Source organism: Nocardia sp. CWNU-33, from assembly GCF_046764895.1.
Lineage (GTDB): Bacteria > Actinomycetota > Actinomycetes > Mycobacteriales > Mycobacteriaceae > Nocardia.
The window spans coordinates 282,833-299,469 of sequence record NZ_JBKOQN010000004.1 but is presented as its reverse complement, the minus strand read 5'-3'; the positions used below and the strand labels follow the sequence as shown (position 1 = coordinate 299,469).

The 16,637-nt window shown below is 66.2% G+C and carries 17 protein-coding genes and 2 pseudogenes; 10 read left to right on the top strand and 9 right to left on the bottom strand.

What is annotated here, in order from left to right; all coding sequences use genetic code 11:
- The first annotated feature begins 83 nt into the window (after positions 1-83).
- From ACLMAL_RS07285 to ACLMAL_RS07265, 5 genes and pseudogenes are all read left to right on the top strand, one after another.
- Positions 84-656, top strand: a complete 573-nt coding sequence (locus ACLMAL_RS07285; RefSeq protein WP_411998369.1) for a TetR/AcrR family transcriptional regulator — start codon at positions 84-86, stop codon at positions 654-656.
- Between the two features lies 1 nt (position 657).
- A pseudogene (locus ACLMAL_RS07280) lies at positions 658-785 on the top strand (IS30 family transposase); the annotation flags it as partial.
- Positions 786-1,051: 266 nt separating this feature from the next.
- Positions 1,052-1,927: an epoxide hydrolase family protein gene (locus ACLMAL_RS07275; protein ID WP_411998368.1), complete on the top strand. Its 876-nt coding sequence runs from the start codon at positions 1,052-1,054 to the stop codon at positions 1,925-1,927.
- A gap of 84 nt (positions 1,928-2,011) precedes the next feature.
- Positions 2,012-2,194, top strand: coding sequence for a hypothetical protein (locus tag ACLMAL_RS07270; RefSeq protein WP_411998367.1), 183 nt, complete (start codon positions 2,012-2,014; stop codon positions 2,192-2,194).
- Positions 2,195-2,373: 179 nt separating this feature from the next.
- On the top strand, positions 2,374-2,847 hold the full coding sequence (locus ACLMAL_RS07265) for a hypothetical protein (protein WP_411998366.1): 474 nt from the start codon (positions 2,374-2,376) through the stop codon (positions 2,845-2,847).
- A gap of 249 nt (positions 2,848-3,096) precedes the next feature.
- Here the strand turns inward: ACLMAL_RS07265 and ACLMAL_RS07260 are convergent, their stop codons facing one another.
- The 4 genes from ACLMAL_RS07260 to sigJ form a co-directional block, all read right to left on the bottom strand.
- Entirely contained in the window at positions 3,097-3,834 is a 738-nt protein-coding gene (locus tag ACLMAL_RS07260) for a MerR family transcriptional regulator (RefSeq protein WP_411998365.1), read from the bottom strand.
- A gap of 40 nt (positions 3,835-3,874) precedes the next feature.
- Complete coding sequence (locus ACLMAL_RS07255; protein ID WP_411998364.1) at positions 3,875-4,789, bottom strand: alpha/beta fold hydrolase; 915 nt, start codon at positions 4,787-4,789, stop codon at positions 3,875-3,877.
- Positions 4,790-5,090: 301 nt separating this feature from the next.
- Entirely contained in the window at positions 5,091-5,852 is a 762-nt protein-coding gene (locus tag ACLMAL_RS07250; protein WP_411998363.1) for an alpha/beta hydrolase, read from the bottom strand.
- A gap of 222 nt (positions 5,853-6,074) precedes the next feature.
- Positions 6,075-6,965: an RNA polymerase sigma factor SigJ gene (sigJ, locus tag ACLMAL_RS07245; protein WP_411998362.1), complete on the bottom strand. Its 891-nt coding sequence runs from the start codon at positions 6,963-6,965 to the stop codon at positions 6,075-6,077.
- A 136-nt stretch (positions 6,966-7,101) separates the two neighbouring features.
- Here sigJ and ACLMAL_RS07240 point away from each other — a divergent pair, with 136 nt between their 5' ends.
- Positions 7,102-7,689 carry an NADPH-dependent FMN reductase gene (locus ACLMAL_RS07240; RefSeq protein WP_411998361.1) on the top strand — a complete coding sequence of 196 codons (588 nt, stop codon included), beginning with the start codon at positions 7,102-7,104 and terminating at the stop codon, positions 7,687-7,689.
- Between the two features lie 10 nt (positions 7,690-7,699).
- Positions 7,700-8,191, top strand: coding sequence for a nuclear transport factor 2 family protein (locus ACLMAL_RS07235; RefSeq protein WP_411998360.1), 492 nt, complete (start codon positions 7,700-7,702; stop codon positions 8,189-8,191).
- A gap of 279 nt (positions 8,192-8,470) precedes the next feature.
- On the opposite strand, the pseudogene ACLMAL_RS07230 reads toward ACLMAL_RS07235, so the two are convergent.
- Both ACLMAL_RS07230 and ACLMAL_RS07225 read right to left on the bottom strand, forming a co-directional pair.
- Positions 8,471-9,145 (bottom strand): annotated as a pseudogene (locus ACLMAL_RS07230) (FAD-dependent monooxygenase); the annotation flags it as partial.
- A 334-nt stretch (positions 9,146-9,479) separates the two neighbouring features.
- Entirely contained in the window at positions 9,480-10,418 is a 939-nt protein-coding gene (locus ACLMAL_RS07225) for an alpha/beta fold hydrolase (RefSeq protein WP_411998359.1), read from the bottom strand.
- Between the two features lie 127 nt (positions 10,419-10,545).
- Between ACLMAL_RS07225 and ACLMAL_RS07220 the strand changes: the two genes are divergently transcribed.
- The gene (locus ACLMAL_RS07220) at positions 10,546-11,358 is read left to right on the top strand and encodes a helix-turn-helix domain-containing protein (RefSeq protein ID WP_411998358.1); all 813 of its coding nucleotides are present in this window, start codon (positions 10,546-10,548) and stop codon (positions 11,356-11,358) included.
- 659 nt (positions 11,359-12,017) lie between these two features.
- Here the strand turns inward: ACLMAL_RS07220 and ychF are convergent.
- The 3 genes from ychF to ACLMAL_RS07205 form a co-directional block, all read right to left on the bottom strand.
- Positions 12,018-13,097, bottom strand: a complete 1,080-nt coding sequence (gene ychF / locus ACLMAL_RS07215) for a redox-regulated ATPase YchF (protein WP_411998357.1) — start codon at positions 13,095-13,097, stop codon at positions 12,018-12,020.
- Between the two features lie 118 nt (positions 13,098-13,215).
- On the bottom strand, positions 13,216-14,139 hold the full coding sequence (locus ACLMAL_RS07210) for a quinone oxidoreductase family protein (RefSeq protein WP_411998356.1): 924 nt from the start codon (positions 14,137-14,139) through the stop codon (positions 13,216-13,218).
- A 141-nt stretch (positions 14,140-14,280) separates the two neighbouring features.
- A complete protein-coding gene (locus ACLMAL_RS07205) occupies positions 14,281-14,883 on the bottom strand; it encodes a TetR/AcrR family transcriptional regulator (protein ID WP_411998355.1) in 603 nt (200 codons plus the stop codon).
- Positions 14,884-14,961: 78 nt separating this feature from the next.
- Here ACLMAL_RS07205 and ACLMAL_RS07200 point away from each other — a divergent pair, with 78 nt between their 5' ends.
- Entirely contained in the window at positions 14,962-15,594 is a 633-nt protein-coding gene (locus ACLMAL_RS07200; RefSeq protein WP_411998354.1) for an NAD(P)-dependent oxidoreductase, read from the top strand.
- A gap of 196 nt (positions 15,595-15,790) precedes the next feature.
- Positions 15,791-16,627: a helix-turn-helix domain-containing protein gene (locus ACLMAL_RS07195; protein WP_411998353.1), complete on the top strand. Its 837-nt coding sequence runs from the start codon at positions 15,791-15,793 to the stop codon at positions 16,625-16,627.
- Positions 16,628-16,637: the final 10 nt, after the last annotated feature.

Below are 16,637 nucleotides of genomic sequence, written 5' to 3'. Positions count from 1 at the left end.
TGTCGCGCGGCGAGGCGGAACCTCGCCGGGGTGCGGCGCACCGCTTGCCGGACCTGCCGGATTCGCCTCTACTGTGAGGAATCGTGTCAGACCGTCGAACCCAGATCCTGGAAGCCGCCGTCCGTGTCATCGCCCAGGACGGCGTGCGCGGGCTGCGTATCGAGAAACTCGCCGCCGCGGCCGAGGTGTCCACGGCACTGATCTACTACCACTTCAAGGACCGCGCCGGTGTCCTGCACGCCGCGCTCGAACACATCAACCACCGCGCCCAGGCGTACACCGACCGCACCGACACCACCGACCCCCGCAGCCGGGTCGGGCAAATGCTGCTGCTCGAACTCCAGGACACCGACGAAGTTCGCGAAACCAGCATCGCATGGGGCGAATTGCGCGCCAGCGCCGTCTTCCACCCCAACCTGCGCGACCCCCTGCAAGCCACCACCGGGAGCTGGAACACCGACGTCGAAGCCCTCATCCGACAGGCCCAACAGACCGGCAACGTCCACCCCGCCCTCGACGCCGCCGCCACCGCCGAACGCCTCACCGCCCTCGTCGAAGGACTCAGCGAACGCTGGCACAGCGGCTCCCTCACCCTCGACCGCGCCCGCCAACTCCTCACCAGCGCAATCGAACTCGAACTCGACGCAAAACCCTGAACTGGCCACCGACATCCCCGCCTACTTCTGCGACCACACTCGCCCTGGCAACGCGGCTCCAACGAGACACGAATAGTCTTCTGCGCCAATACTTTCCCAAGGGCAGCGACCTGTCAGTCCACAGCCGCGACCAGCTCGTCCAGCTAAGCTCTTGCCCCCACCAGCTAGCGGCGGAGTTGCAACGACCCCTCGAATTCGCCGACACCCGGGGGCTCAGCTCTGCGAAACGCGCGGTCAGCCAATGCGCGAGCCGAAAGTGCCTGTGCCCGTGTAAGCCAGAGGCTCGGCGTAGGAGCGACAGCGGTCGGACCAGTCACGCCGAGGTTTCGAACGTCATTAGACTTTTGCCGAACCTAGGGTCGAAACTGTCCTAGGTGGTTCCTACGATGGATTTCATGATCGAACAGATTCGACCGTTTCGCATCGACGTCCCCCAGGAGCAGCTCGACGACTTGCATCGGCGACTGGACGCCAACCGCTGGCCCGACGAGGTTCCCGGCGCGGGGTGGACACAGGGCATCCCGCTGGACTACACCAGGGAACTGGCCGACTACTGGCGCACTACCTACGATTGGCGAGCGCAGGAGGCTCGACTCAACTCCTTCCCGCAGTTCCGCACCGAGATCGACGGCCACGACCTGCATTTCATCCACGTCCGCTCGGCAGAATCCGACGCATTGCCGCTGGTGCTCACGCACGGATGGCCCGGATCGATCGTGGAATTCCTCGAGGTGATCGGGCCATTGACCGACCCGGTGACGCACGGCGGCAACGCAAAGGACGCGTTCGACGTCATCGTGCCGACCATCCCCGGATACGGGTTCTCCGGACCCGCCATCGGCTGGTCGACCACACGAGCCGCGCACGCATGGGCCGAACTGATGCGTCGCCTCGGCTACGACCGTTACGCCGCGCACGGCGAAGACACCGGCGCAGCCATCACCCGCCAGCTGGCGGTCATCGATGCCGAGCACCTGGTCGCGATGCACCTGACGGATATCGCCTCGGCCACCGTCACCGCCGAGACCGCCGACCTCGACGATCCCGCCGAACGGCGCGCCGTCGAGCTTGCCGGCCGCTACCAGTACCAACTCGGCGCGTACGCGATGCTGCAAGCCAGTAGGCCGCAAACGCTGTCCTACGCGCTCACCGACTCGCCGGTGGGTCAATTGGCCTGGATCGTCGAACGGTTCAAGGATTGGACCGACTCCACCGACGCACCCGAGGATGCCGTCGACCGCGACGCGATGCTGACCAACGTCATGATCTAATGGCTCAACGGCACCGCAGGCTCATCGGCGCGCTACTACTACGAAGGCGCCGCCACCTGGGGCAAACCCGAACCCGACACCAACGTGCCGGTCGCCGTAGCAGTCCTGCCCCACGACATCGGCGCCCCGATCCGCCGTATCGCCGAACAGAACCACAACATCGTGCGCTGGACCGAATTCGACCGAGGCGGCCACTTCGCCGCCATGGAAGAACCCGACCTCATCATCGACGATCTGCGCGCCACGTTCCGCGACTACCGCACATAGGCACGCAATCCCCTGGCGATCTGCGGCGGCGGACTTGTCTTCGTCATGCGCCATGAGCAAGACAGGTGGCCGCGGATCGCCGGAATCGAGCGTGCCACGGTCCTGAGCTGATCCCTTGGCGCCACTTGGCGGCTCGTTCCCCGCTGGCGCCCGAGCCGGGCCGCTCATAGGGTGCGCACGTGGGCGATCGGCGATACATGCGACGCGGTGACGGGCGACGACGAAACCCAGCAGACTCCATCCAGCGGGAACCGCGGGACGTCATCGCCGGTGCCGACGTAGTGGTCGCGGGCCTGTTCTCGGCCAAGCGCACGGACTGCCTCGATGTGATGGCTGATGTTTCGGCAGGTGTTGCTCGTCTCGGAGGTCGAGTGGTCGAGTGTTTCGTGCAGCGCCGCGGGGTCTCGGGCGGCAAGAAAGGTGACACGCCGGGCGGCACAGCGACGATGGCCGAACCCTACTCGGCCAGAACGTTGATGAGCACGGGCAAAGTCGGCGAGATCGCGGGCGCGTGTGCTCGGGTGCATGCCGGGGCCGTTGTCTTCTCCAACGAGCTGACAGACCGACAGCGAACAGTTCTTGCGAGGATCTGTGGTTGTGCGGTGTTCAGCTACAGCGACCTGACGCAGGGCACTGATCGGTCCGTCGTATGACGCGCGGCAATGGGACGCAAACGTCTTGTACGACGGGCGGGTCGTTTGCTTCTACAGATGCGCTTGTACGCCAATGCATTCCGGAGTTGATCAGCACAGTGGCGGGCAAACGGGAGCCTCGGTCGAACACCACTGCAAACGCTATCGATGTGCGCTGCCGATGTGCGTGGTAGTCGGCGTCCGGACCGGCTGGACGAATCTGCGAGCGCCGATCCGGCGTCCGATAGCTTTCTGCATGCGGTGGCGGCTTCAGCCGTCGTGCCCGGCGGTTCGGCGCTGCTCGGCGCGGTGGGTGAGGGCGTCGACGATGCGTTGCCATGCTGGTGTTTCCTCGGAGATCCGGGAAAAGACCAGCTTCAGGTGCCCTGACCGGCCGCTGTCTCGTTCGTGGTCGATCTTCCATGTGTCCAGCTCGTCGATGAGCCGGTCCAGGCGTGGATCGTTCAGGTCCCAGTCCACTGATTGATCGCAGGCGAGATACAGGCGCACCGTCTCGGGGTCGTCGAAGGCGGCGTTCTTGTCCCGTATCCGCTGCCGCATGACGCCCGGTTCCAGTGCCTGCATCAGGATCCAGGAGTCACGCTCGAGTTGTACTCGTCGTTCGCTGACCCCGAGGCTGCGCATCCGGTTCAGGATGGCGACCACCTCGGGGGGCAGGACAAGCCTTTCGCCGCCGGCCAATTCGGCGATGCGGCGGCGGTATTCGGTGAGCTCGTCGATTCTGCGCTGCAGTTCGGCGTCGATGTCGGTGATGGACGAAGCGAATTCGGTCGGCTGTGCGTGCAGCAGCGCGTCGATGCGGGCCAGCGGAACTCCGGCATCGGCGAGGGTCCTGATCCGGATGAGGTCCACCGCCGCTTGCGCGCTGTAGCGGCGGTAGCCGGAGGCATCGCGCTCGGGCTCGGGCAACAGCCCGACGTGATGGTAGTGGCGGACGGTGCGCACAGTGACGCCGGCGGTCGCGGCGAGTTGGCCGATCGTGAGCACCGTCCTCCTCGGGTCGTCGTGACAGGCGATCGTGCCGATTCTAGGGGCGAGCGGCTCGGCCGACGACATCGCGGATCGCCTGGACGACGGCATCGGGGCGGTCGAAGCAGAGCCGGTGGTGGAGGGTGTCGGACAGGATGCGTTGTTCCCCCTGCGAGACTGCGTTCACCATTGCGGCGTCCATTCGCGTTCTACCGTCGCGCATCTCCTGCAGCGTCTGCTCCGACGTCAGCGTCTGCTGGGCGGGGTCGATGCCGACCACGCTGAGAGCGACCACCGGGACGTCGGGAAGGTCCGGCCCGGACCGCAGTTCGGTGGCGAGTTCGGCCAACGCGCCGCGCTCGGCGATGCCGACGCGCAGCCATTCCGCAGTCAGCTTGGCATCGATCAGCGGTTGCCGCAGGTGCTCCGGGTAGTCCGCGAGCAACTCGCCGTGCATCTCGCGCAGGGCCGGGCGCATCTGTTCGAGCTGCTCCAGATCAGGCGACGTCTGCTCGGCCGCGGCCAGGCTCGCCGCGGGCGGCATGAACTCGTCCCACTCGGGGTGCAGGGCGTCCAGCCAGACCAGCCCGGCCACGTCCTGCGGGAACAGCTGGGCAAATCGGTGCGCGTAGAAGCCGCCGAGGGAGTGCGGTGCGAGTACGTAGGGGCCGGCGATGTTCTGGGCGCGCAGCAGCTCGTGCAGTTCCGTGGCGACCGCGGCGGCGGTGCGTGGCAGTGGGAGGGGATCGCTGTAGCCCGTGCCGCCGCGGTCGTACACCACAGCGGTGGTGAACTGCGAAACCCCTTGCTGGACACCGAAATAGTCCAGGCCTACCGCGCTCGCGCCCGGCAGAAACACGACGGCCGGTCCGCCGCTGCCCAACCGATGCACGAAAATGCGGCGGCCGTCGATCTCCTGAAATCCTCCGACCGGCGGAGCGAGCCGAGCCGGGGAAGCGCTGTTGTTGGTCATGCGACAAGGCTGCAACCCTGACGCAGGGTCAAGGTCAACCCCTTCCACCGCAGTACCCGAAGCGTACGCAGCTGTTCAACGCGCTGCCGTGTGGCTGATCGGAAGTTCATCGCGACGCACGCTCACGCCATAACTCGGGCGACCGATTCGACGCGCTGGGCTCATCCTGCTCCGACACAGCGCGGACATCCACGCAAGTGAGCATCCGGCATTTGCCGACGACCCCGAAGTTCGGGTCTGGCCAAACACACGATGCGACAGCGGTGTCGGCGTCCGGCTCGAGCCCGGACGCCGACACCCCTTACGTCAGGCCGGTGACGTGCCGGCCCCGGCCGAGATGGCGGGCAAAGAACCGGGTTGCGCTGTCGACCTCGAATCTGGGCACGCCGCCATGGCCGCCCGCGTTGGCGTGCAACGTCTTTTCCTTCGAGGCGAAGGCGTCGAACAACGCGAGTCCGGATTGGCGGTCGATGTGCTCGTCGTCCCACTGGAGCAGGAATTCGATCGGGACGGTGATCTGTGCCGCCGCCTCGGCCAGGGATTCATGTCCGAGACAACCGAAGATCGCCGCAGTGATCCTGGGTTCGACCGCCGTCAACGGCACCCCGATCCCGGTGCCCTGCATGATGCCCCAGAAACCGACCGACCCATCGGCGCCGATCTGCGGCAGCTTCTGTAGGGCGTCCAGGGTCGCCTGCCATTCCGGCACGGCGCGCGCCGCCAGGTCGATGTGGATCCCCACGACAGCCGGACCGAGCGGCCGGCCCGCCGCCTGCGCCTGCCGTAGGACGGTGATGCGCTGCTCGTCGGCCGCCGTGCGGGGCCGGTCACCGTGTCCGGGCGCGTCGATGGCGGCGACATGGAAACCGCAGCCGGTCACGAAGCGGTGTGCGCGGCCGATGATTCCCGGTGCTCGCTTATGCTGGCCGCCACTGTGCGCCATCAGCACCAGGGGCGCGGGATCGGAGCCGGATGCGCGCGACCAGAGCACGCCAGGGACCTCCCCCAGCGTGAAATCGCGTTCGACGACACCATTCGACGATGTCTCCGTAGTGAAATGCATAGGTTGTTGCCTTTCGGGAATTGCCTTATCGAGGCGCTCCCGGCGACACCTACGTCAATCGCCGACCGTGAACAAGCGGGAGAGCACCCACAGGGATACAGCGTTCATGGGTCTCACCTCCTCACGCGATGTCACGGTCTCCCGGCACGCTATCAGCCCGAACGTCGTCCCACCCAACCCTTTTCTACCGATGGGATATCTCCAGTGGGAAAGTGCCGGAGTTCAGCCTGCTGTCCAGGGCCGAAGTTTCTCCGGATTGCGGATCGCCCAGATCCGGGTGATCCGGCCGTCGGCGATATCGAAGGCGTAGACCGACACGATGGTGTCGGCGAGCTGCGCCACCAGGCCGGGTTGGCCGTTCACCGTGCGCTCGAGCAGCGTCACCTCGGGGGCTCGAGCGGCGATTTCGATCCAGGCGCGGGCGATCTGCTCGCCGCCGTTGATCGGGCGGATGAAGGCTGGAGCCAGGCCGCCGCTGTCGGCGATCGCGGTTGCCTGCGGATCGAGCAAACCGATCAGGGCTTCGATATCCCTTGTCTCCCAGGCCCGTTTGAAGTCCCGGACCACCTCCGCACGCTGGGTGCCCGACGGACCCCGCGATGTACGGATGCGGCGGCGGGCGGAGGAGGCGAGCTGGCGGCAGGCCGCGGGGGTGCGCCCGACAATGTCGCCGACCTCGGCGAAGGAGTAGCGGAAGACGTCGTGCAGGACGAACGCCACCCGCTCGGCCGGCGTCATGGAATCCAGCACGACGAGGAAGGCCATACCGATCGACTCGTCGAGGGTGACCCGGTCGGCGGGATCGGCGGGGGCGGGACCACCGAGCCATTCGGAACGATCGGGTACCGGCTCCGGAATCCATTCGCCCACGTAGCGTTCCCGCCTGGCTCGCGCCGAGCCGAGCAGATCGAGACAGATGCGGCTGGCGACCGTCGTCAACCAAGCACCGGGCGCCGCCACATCCCGCCGCTGCGGCCCGGATAAGGCGTACCAGCGCGCATAGGTCTCCTGCACCACATCCTCGGCCTCGGCCAGCGAGCCGAGCAGCCGGTAGGCGAGATTGATCAGCTGACGGCGCTCGCTGATCACCGAGCGCAGTTGCGGATCGGTCATGGTGTCGGCTCCTTCGGTCGACGCGGCCCTCACTGAATTGACGAAACAGCGACCCGAACTGTGAGGCGGCCTGACATTCCGGTCGGTTGCGTCGTCGGAAGGTCGTGACACCTTCAGCAGAGCAGGAGTTCCGGACATGATCAGAATCGCCATCATCCTCGGCAGTACCCGGCCCAACCGCAACGGTCCGCAGGTCGCCCAGTGGGTTCTGGACGCGGCATCGCGTCGCGGCGACGCCGAGTTCGAGTTGATCGACCTGCGCGAGCACCCGCTACCGCATCTGGACGAGCCCGTGCCACCGCTGCTCGGCCCCTCCGTACATGAGCACACCCGCGCCTGGGCCGAGCGGGTCGCCCCGTTCGACGGGTTCGTGATCGTGACCCCCGAGTACAACCACTCGGCCCCCGGGGTGCTGAAGAACGCCATCGACCACGTGTTCACGGAGTGGGTGAACAAGGCAGTCGGATTCGTCTCCTACGGTGTGAACGGGGGCGTGTGCGCGGTGCAGCAGCTGCGGCTGGTCTGCGGCACCTTGGGCATGGCCGATGTGAGCCCCGAGGTGGCGCTCTCGCTGCACACCGATTTCGAGAACCACGCCCACTTCGCCCCGGGCGACCACCATGCCGTGACCCTGAACAAGGTGCTGGATCAGCTCATCTCATGGAGCGCCGCACTCGCGCCGCTACGCCGGGCCACCGCTGAAACCACTCTCATCAATTCCTGAGGAGCCAATCATGCTGACACCAAACGACTTTCGGTCACTGGCCGACCGTGTCGAGATCGAAGCACTCCGCGGCGAGTTCACCGACGCGGTGATGATGCACGACTTCGACCGCCTGGCATCACTATTCACCGACGACGCGGTGCTACGCATCCCCGACGCCGGTATCGAAGTCGCCGGCCGCGCCGAATTCCAGACCAAAATGCGGCTGATGCAAAACGCTTGGGACTATTTCGTTCAGCACACCCATCCCGGCGCGATCGACATCGACGGCGACACCGCCAGCGGCCGCGCCCACATCTGCGAACTCGGCCGGTTGAAAAGCGGCAGTGCACATTTGAACTATGCGATCTACCACGATCGCTACCGGCGAACGGCCGACGGCTGGAAGTTCACCGAGCGGGTCTACGAGATTCGATACCTCGACAACTCGCCGCTAGCGGGCTCACCGCCGGGAGAGAACGGATTGGGTGTGGACGCATCCGCTGTGCAGCTACACGGGTGATCGTGCGCTGGCCACGGGGCGGCTGCTAGAGCCGGCGGCCTCGTGGGCAGCATCACGCCCCACTGGCGGCACAGGTTTCTGCAATCGCCTGTCTCGACTAGCTGTCAATCGGTTTTCATGGATGTGGGTGGATCAGCGACGGACTCGACAATTTGTGTGTCGCACAGGAGTCCAGCGTCGAGCCAAAGCCCGTCGAGCGCTGGATCACAAAGGGCCGCAAGCCTTTCCCACGGGTAGGTGGATGAGTGTCCGGCTAAATCGACGATGCCGGCGGGGGTCGAGTTCGCGCTCACTGCGGAACAGGAACAATGCCCGCGCGTCGCCGAGATGCCGCGCGCGGTACATCCCGGCGGTGCGCCGAACGCCGACGTGGATGCGGAGTTCGCCGTCGACGCCGGAGGTGCCGGGCAGAGTGAGCACCGCGAGATAGGCCCCGGTGAAGGCACTGAAGCGGGACTCCTCACCGAAGACGAGACGGCGCACGTTGGAGTGCAGCCCGTCCGCACCGACGATCAAGTCGAAGCGGCGCGCAGCGGCGTTCTCGAACAGCACCTCGCCGTCCGGCGAGATCGCGGTGATCGAGTCGCCGAACAGGTACTCGACGTCGTCGCACGCGGCCTCGTAGTAGATCTCGCTCAAGTCGTCGCGCATGATTTCGGCGTGCCGATCAGATGTGGCACCGAAGATCTTGGACAGGTCCACCCGGACGGGCCGCCGCTCCCCTTCCGGAAAGAGGGCCATCTGGTTCGTGCCGGTGGTTCGCGCCTCGATTTGTGGAAGCACGCCCATCTTCTCCGAGATGTCCATCGCGGGCCGGAACAGGTCGACCGCGTGGCCACCGGTCTTGCGCGGAGCCGGCGCGCGCTCGACAACCGTGACCGAAAAGCCGTGCCTGGTAAGCCAGTACGCCAGCACCGGACCGGCGACGCTGGCGCCGGAGATGAGAATCCGCATGAGTGTGCCCTACGTTTCTTGGTGTCCGGGGTTCGATGCCCTGAATTCCCCGGGCGGTGGGTTCAAAGTCGTGTGGTTGCCTTCGTCGAGGGCCGAAAGGATGCCCGGCGAACTGGTGGCCGGGTCGGCCGGGTTGACCGGTACCGCACAGGCCCGATGCCGGATCGGGTGGCCGGGATCGAGGGTGTCACAACGCATCCGGCCGATGACGGAGCCTGGATACCACCGATTTCCCAGCACCGCGGTAACCGTGGATCGAAACCGCCGGACAGCAGACGCCGGGCACGATCGGCCCGTTGACCCGGCACTAGGACAGTCACGCACGAGGGGTTGTTCAGTAATGCTCGGCGAAGTCGCGGATGAGGGTGCCGGTGGCGCCGGGATCCTCGATCATGGGGGTGTGACCGCAATCGAGGGACTCGATGCGGACGTTCGGGACTCGGCGATAGTCCTGGAAAGACGCTGCCGGCCAGCGTTTGTCCTGGGAGCCATAGATCACCATGGTCGGTAGGCCGAGGTCCACGAGGCGGTCCGGTTCGGGGCGGTCCCGCAGGTACGCATCCGACGCGTTCGACGTCGCGGTGAGGCTACGGTATGTCATACCTCGGACGTCGGCGATGATCCGCTCGGGAACTGGTACGTCGCGGGTGAAAGCACTGCTCAGGGAGTACCGAATAGCGGCGTCCGGAAGCAGCGGCCACAGTGGTTGCCCGATCGCCGGGTTGAGCAGCAGATCGCCGGCCGGGCCGTTGTCGGTGAACGCGTCCAGCCGTGAACCGGTATCGATCAGCGCGAGCGCCGTCACCAGATCATGGCGCTGTTCCGCCAACGAGGTCGCCACATAGCCACCGGTGGAGTGTCCGACGACGATCGCGTGGCGCACGCCGAGTCGATCGAGCACCTCTCCGACCCAGCTCGCCTGCTCGGCCATTCCGTAACCACTATCCGGTTTGGCCGATTCGCCGTGTCCGAGCAGATCGATCCGCACCACGTATCGATTCTGCAGAGCGAGAGCGGGCATCACCGGGGCCCACCATGTGGTCGATCCGGCCAGCCCGTGCAACAGCACCACGGCATCCGCACGGGGAACCCCGCTCGATATGACATGGATATCTCCAGCGGGAAGGTGCACCATCTGCTCATAGGAAACGTCCGGCGCGGCGGTCGCGACACCTGCCGCGTTGCCCGCGAACAGGGCGGCCGACACCGCACCGATCATCAGCCCGATGCGTCGTCGCCGACCCGGCGTTGCGGCAGTGGTGGTCTCATTCATAGGTCCTCCTTCGACCGATTCGTGACACCACCACCCTGCTGTGCGACAACGACATTCGTCTTGAAGAAATGTCAGCGACGGCGGTCGGCATCGACTGCCGATACCCGACGGCTCATATAATCGCGGTGTGGCTTGGGAAATCACACGACCACCGCGGACACCTGCGCTGCACGGTGTAGACATGGCCGGATTCCGCATTCACGGTGACGGCCCAGCTCAGCTGCGCGCCATTCCCCATCCGGCCGTCACGGTAGCTGTCAGCATCGGTGACCATTGCTTCGACGTCCGCGACTCGACAGGCCGAACCCACTCGGGCAGCCTGGCCCTCGGCCTGACCGGCAACGCAGCCCCGGTGCGCGTCCAAGCCATCGAGTGTGTACAGGTCCGCCTGTCACCGGTCGTTGCAGCCGCCATCCTCGGATTACCGCTCACCGAATTGACCGGGAACATCGTCGCACTCGACGATCTGTGGGGTCGCGACGCGACGCGCCTGAGTGAGCGCATGCACGAAACGTGCAGCTGGCACGAACGATTCGCGCTGATCGAGACGATGCTGTCGGCACGGTTGCGCGACGACCGCCGGGCCGACCCGGAGGTCGCCTGGGCATGGCGCCAACTCATCCTCAGCCGAGGCCGATTGCGCGTCGAGCGCTTGGCCACAGAGGTCGGGTGGAGCCGCCAACGGCTATGGTCACGCTTCAGCACGCAGATCGGCCTCACGCCCAAGCGCGCCGCCATGCTGGTGCGGTTCGACCACGCCATGCACCAATTGGTCCGGGGACACTCACCCGCGCAAGTGGCGGCCGACAGCGGTTACGCCGACCAGTCCCATCTCCACCGCGACGTACACGGATTCACCGGCGCTCCCCTCACCTCCGCGGCTGGCGAACCATGGCTCGCAGTGGACGACAAGGCCTGGCCATCGAGCACTGCGGGCTGAACGGCGTTCGGCGAACAAAGACCGCCCTACGCGTTGAAGCGGAATTAGACCGGGTTCCCAAGTCAGACAACGTGTATCCATCATCCCGGTCCGCGCCGCGTCCTAACCTGCATGTCAACCTTTGACCATACTGAGGGTCTCGCGGTAGAACGCCGGCGCGAGAACTGAATGCAGATCGTCAACACCCTGGTTGCGCCGCCGTGGCGGTCCCGCCGCCAATGATTGGGTGCCGCATGCGCAGACCGTTCTCGGTTGCGGGCTCGATGCCGAAACAACCCAGCGCTACGCCGCCCTGAGCCGGCAGTGGTCGAAATTCCGGGCCGCCCGCCGAGCCTGCCAAGCCGTCGAGGCGGCGGCGCGGGCACTCGGAGCGCAGACGCCTCGGCTCGCGCCGCCCAGCCCAACCGAGTGACCTGCTGGCGGCCCGGCGCGGCAGTGTTCAATATTCCCTAGCGTTCAATTAAACTGAACAACTTGGCCGACCGAACGCAACGGCAAACAGAGCGATACTGGCTCTGAACAACTTCCTCTTCGGCTGAACGGCGGGACGCTTTCGAAATCGCTGCGCAGGAACACTATCCTGTTGGAGAACGCCCCAGCGCTGCCTCTGCAACACTTCATGCGCCTGGGCTCCTTCATTTGCCCCCGGGCGCAACGAATTACACGTTGAAGCGGAACTCGACGACGTCCCCGTCGACCATGTTGTAGTCCTTGCCTTCCATCCGAACCTTGCCCGCAGCCTTCGCCGCCGCCATGGAGCCGTGTTCGACGAGATCGGCGAAGGAGACCACTTCGGCCTTGATGAAGCCGCGTTCGAAGTCGGTGTGGATGACGCCGGCGGCCTTGGGGGCGGTGTCGCCCTGGTGGATTGTCCAGGCGCGGGCCTCTTTCGGGCCTGCGGTGAGGTAGGTCTGCAGGCCGAGGGTGTGGAAGCCGGCGCGGGCGAGGGCGTGCAGGCCGGGTTCGGTCTGGCCGATGGATTCGAGGAGTTCGATGGCGGATTCGTCGTCGAGCTCGAGCAGTTCGGATTCGACCTTCGCGTCGAGGAACACCGCATCGGCCGGGGCCACTGCGGCTTTCAGCTCCGCGATCTTCGCCTCGTCGGTGAGCACCGCCTCGTCGGCGTTGAAGACGTAGAGGAACGGCTTGGTGGTGAGCAGCGAAAGCTCTTTCAGCAGTTCGTTGTCCAGCTTCGCGCGGGCCGAGAAGAGGGTCGCGCCGGTGTCGAGGACTTCCTGGGCGGCCTTGGCGGCGTCGAGAACCGGCTTGCGGTCCTTCTTGACCTTGGCTTCCTTCTCCAACCGCGGGATCGCCTTCTCCAGCGTCTGCATGTCGGCGATGATCAGCTCGGTCTCGATCACCTCGATGTCGGAGGTCGGGTCGACCCGCCCGTCGACGTGGATGACGTCGTCGTCGGCGAACACCCGAACCACCTGGCAGATGGCGTCGGCCTCACGAATGTTGGCGAGGAACTTGTTGCCGAGGCCCGCACCTTCGGAGGCGCCTTTCACGATGCCCGCGATGTCGACGAACGACACCACAGCGGGCACGATGCGCTCGGAACCGAAGATCTCGGCGAGCTTGTTCAGCCGCGGGTCCGGCAGTGGCACCACCCCGACGTTCGGCTCGATGGTCGCGAACGGGTAGTTCGCCGCAAGCACGTCGTTCTTGGTCAGCGCGTTGAACAGCGTCGACTTTCCGACGTTGGGCAGGCCGACGATTCCGAGGGTGAGACTCACGAGGAACAGAGTCTACGCGGCGGTCCGGGCCACTCTTCCCGCGCCGTCGCCGAACGGCTGTCACACTGCCTGCGCCGCCGCGCACCGGATGGGGTGGCGACGCAGGCTTCGGGCAACGTCAGGGAATCAGGACGACCTTGCCGAGGTTGGCGCGGGCTTCGACGACGGCGTGCGCCGCGGCGGCGTCCTCGAGTGCGAATTCCGCATGGACGGCGGGGCGCAGTTGGCCCGAGGCGAAGTACTGCCAGAGTTCCTGCCGCCAGTGCTCGTACAGATCCGGGGAGTTCCTGGCGATCAGCGCGAGCTGGAAACCAGTCACCGATTTGGCTCCGACGAGCAGATCGTAGGCCTGGATCGTGCCGCCGCCGGAGCTGTAGGCGACCAGCCGTCCGCCTGGCGCGAGTGCCGCGACGGCGGGGGTGAGCAGTTCGCCACCGACCGCGTCGAGCGCGTAGTCGACGGGGTCGCCCCACGACTCCTGCCCGTATCCGACCACCTGGTCCGCGCCGAGATCACGCACGAAATCCGCCTTGGCGAGATCAGAGACCGCAGCGACCACCCGCGCCGCACCGCGCACCCGTGCCAGCTGAACAGCAAGGTGCCCGACGCCGCTCGCGGCAGCCGTGACCAGCGCGGCCTCGCCGTCCTTCGGGTTCGCGGCGTCGAGCGCACCCAAGGCGACGAGCCCGCTGCGCACCAGCGCGACAGCATCGACTGCGGAGGCGCCGTCGGGAATGGGCGACGCCATCGCCACCGACAACAGCGCGTAATCGGCATAACCGTGGCCGAACACCAGTCCGGTCACCCGGTAGCCGGGCGCGTATCCGGTGACGCCCTCGCCGACCGCGACCACTTCACCCGCGATCTCGCCGCCCAGCGCGATCGGCTCCCGCGGCTCACGCACCTTGCGGACCACCGGCAGGGTCACCCCGATCGCCTCGACCCGAACCAGAAGTTCACCCGGGCCCGGCGTCGGCGCCTCGACCGACACGACCTCGAGTACCTCCGGACCACCGCTGCGCTCGTATTGAACCCGCCGCATCACACCTCCAAAATGCTTAGAAGCGGTAACGGTAACCGGACAACAGTGTGTTTCCGCAGCGCCTCGGCGGCCCGAGTGCTCCATCTCACCATCGCTCGACATCGGCTGAGAGGCACGTTCGGGCCCCTGCCGCGCAGAGGTTCAGCTGCGCGACTCTGCGCCCGCGTCCGGACCGAGGGCCCGAGTGAGCGTCCGTGCGAGATTCCGTGCGAGCTGGTCCGGTGCGGGTGTCGCATCGGGTCCCGCTTCATAGAAACGCAGGAAGGCCTGATGGAAGCAGGCTCCGTCGAGGAGGGCCGCGACTGTATCGACGTCGGCGGCCGAATCGACCCGACCGAGTTCCTGCTCGGCGCGCAGATAGCCGGCGATGCCCGCGATTGCACGACCGGGACCCGCGCCATGGCGATTCATCGAATCACGGTGTGCCGCCATCCGTTTCGGCTGAGCCAACAGGCCACCGAGCAGTGGCAGCGATTGCTGATAGAAGCTGAGTGCGCCGCGCGCCATCGCGGCGAGATTGCCTTCCACCGTGGCCGCACCCGGCTGCGGCCCGGCCTCGTTCGAACCCGGCATGCGATGCCGCAGGACATTGAGTATGAGGTCTTCTTTGTCGCTGAAGTGCTTGTAGAGCGCGGCTTCCGAATACCCTGCGGCCTTGGCGATCTCCTTGGTAGTAGCGAAGGCCACCCCACGGTTGCGCATGATCTCGGCGGCGGCGTCGAGGATCTGATCGCGCGTTCCCACGGTGCCTCCCGGTTGACAAGTTAGTAAGTACTCACCCATTCTAGGTTAGTAAATACTCACCAACTAGAAGGGCCCGTCATGCGACTCACAATTTTCGGAGCAACCGGACGCACCGGCGAACACCTTGTGCACCAAGCCCTGGCGGCCGGACACCAGGTGACCGCGGTGGTCCGCGGTGCGCACTCGATCCAGGACCGTCCCCAGCTCCGGGTCGTGCCGGCCGACGTCATGGACCCCGGATCGCTCACGGAAGCGATCCGAGGTGCGGACGCGGTGCTCGACACCATCGGCTCCAGAGACAAAGGACCGACGAGTGTTGCGACCGACACCGCCCTGTCCATCACCAAGGCCATGGAATCGGTCGGCGTCCGCCGCATCGTCCTGGTCAGCAACAGCGCCAGAATCGCAGGGCCGGGCGACGACTGGTTCACCCGCTTCGTGGTCAAGCCGCTCATCCTGCGTGCGCTGCTGCGGCACAGCCTCGACGACATGGCCGCAGCCGAGCAAGCGGTGCGTGACACCGCGCTGGATTGGACGATCATCCGCGCACCCCAGCTCACCGACAAGCCGGCGAAGGGCTCCTACCGGACCGCAATCGAGCGCAATGTGACGTTCGGGATCAGAATCTCCAGGGCCGATCTCGCCGCGTGCATGCTCGACGCAGCGGCCGACCCGCAGCTGATCCGCGCGCACATCAACGTCGCGAGCTGAGCGACAAACCCATCCTGTGGCGCCGCTCGGTTGGCATCGACGATCCGGCGGCGCGCCGATCACGTATGACCCCGCCTGCCCGATGCACATGTACCAGAGCGCTTCGGGATGGCCGGTGCAGTTGCGGCAGGCACAGTTCCGCGTTGCGCTCTGACGGCAGGTTGCGGGAACCGGCGACGGGCGTAGCGTGACGTTCATGGAGCCGACCACCGAAGTGGTGACGGCACGACCGGCACCCGCGCTCGCGGCCTTCATCGACCGCTACGTCGGCTACCGCATGTCCGGGTTCGCGCCCGGACTGCATCGGGGACTGCCATCGCGGCACATGACGTTCATCGTCGCCATCGGGCACACCATCGACGTTGTCGCACAAACCGATCCGCGACAGACGCCCGACAATTACGGCTGCGTGCTCAGCGGTCTGCAAGCCAGCAGTGCGACCATCGCCCACGACGGTTTTCAAGAGGGCGTGTCGATCGCCCTGACTCCACTGGGCTGTCGCACCCTGTTCGGCATGCCCGCGGGCGAACTCTGGAACATGTCGATGGAATTTGCGGACGTGATCGGCCCGGCCGGGCGCCAACTCTGGGAGCAAATCCAGACATTGCCCGCCTGGCCGGATCGCTTCGCCGCGTGCGATCGCGCACTGACCGATCTGGCCTGCCATGATCGGGTGGTGACGCCCGAATTGACCTGGGCCTGGCGGACTTTGGTCGATACCGGCGGCACCGCGCCCATCGGTCCGCTGGCCGAGAAGATCGGCTGGAGTCGGCAGCACCTGGCCCGCCGTTTCGGCGCGGAGTTCGGCCTCGGCCCGAAGCTGGCCGCGCGGGTCGCCCGATTCGAACGTGCGCGACACATGATCGAACGCACCCCGTCCTTCGTGAGCATTGCCCAGGTCGCGGCCACCTGTGGCTACTACGACCAGGCCCACCTCAACCGCGACTTCGCGGACTTGGCCGGCTGCAGCCCGACTACCTGGCTGGCCGAGGAGATTCCATCCGTCCAAGACAACGCGGGGTTCGCCGGATGAGGCTGGAGAC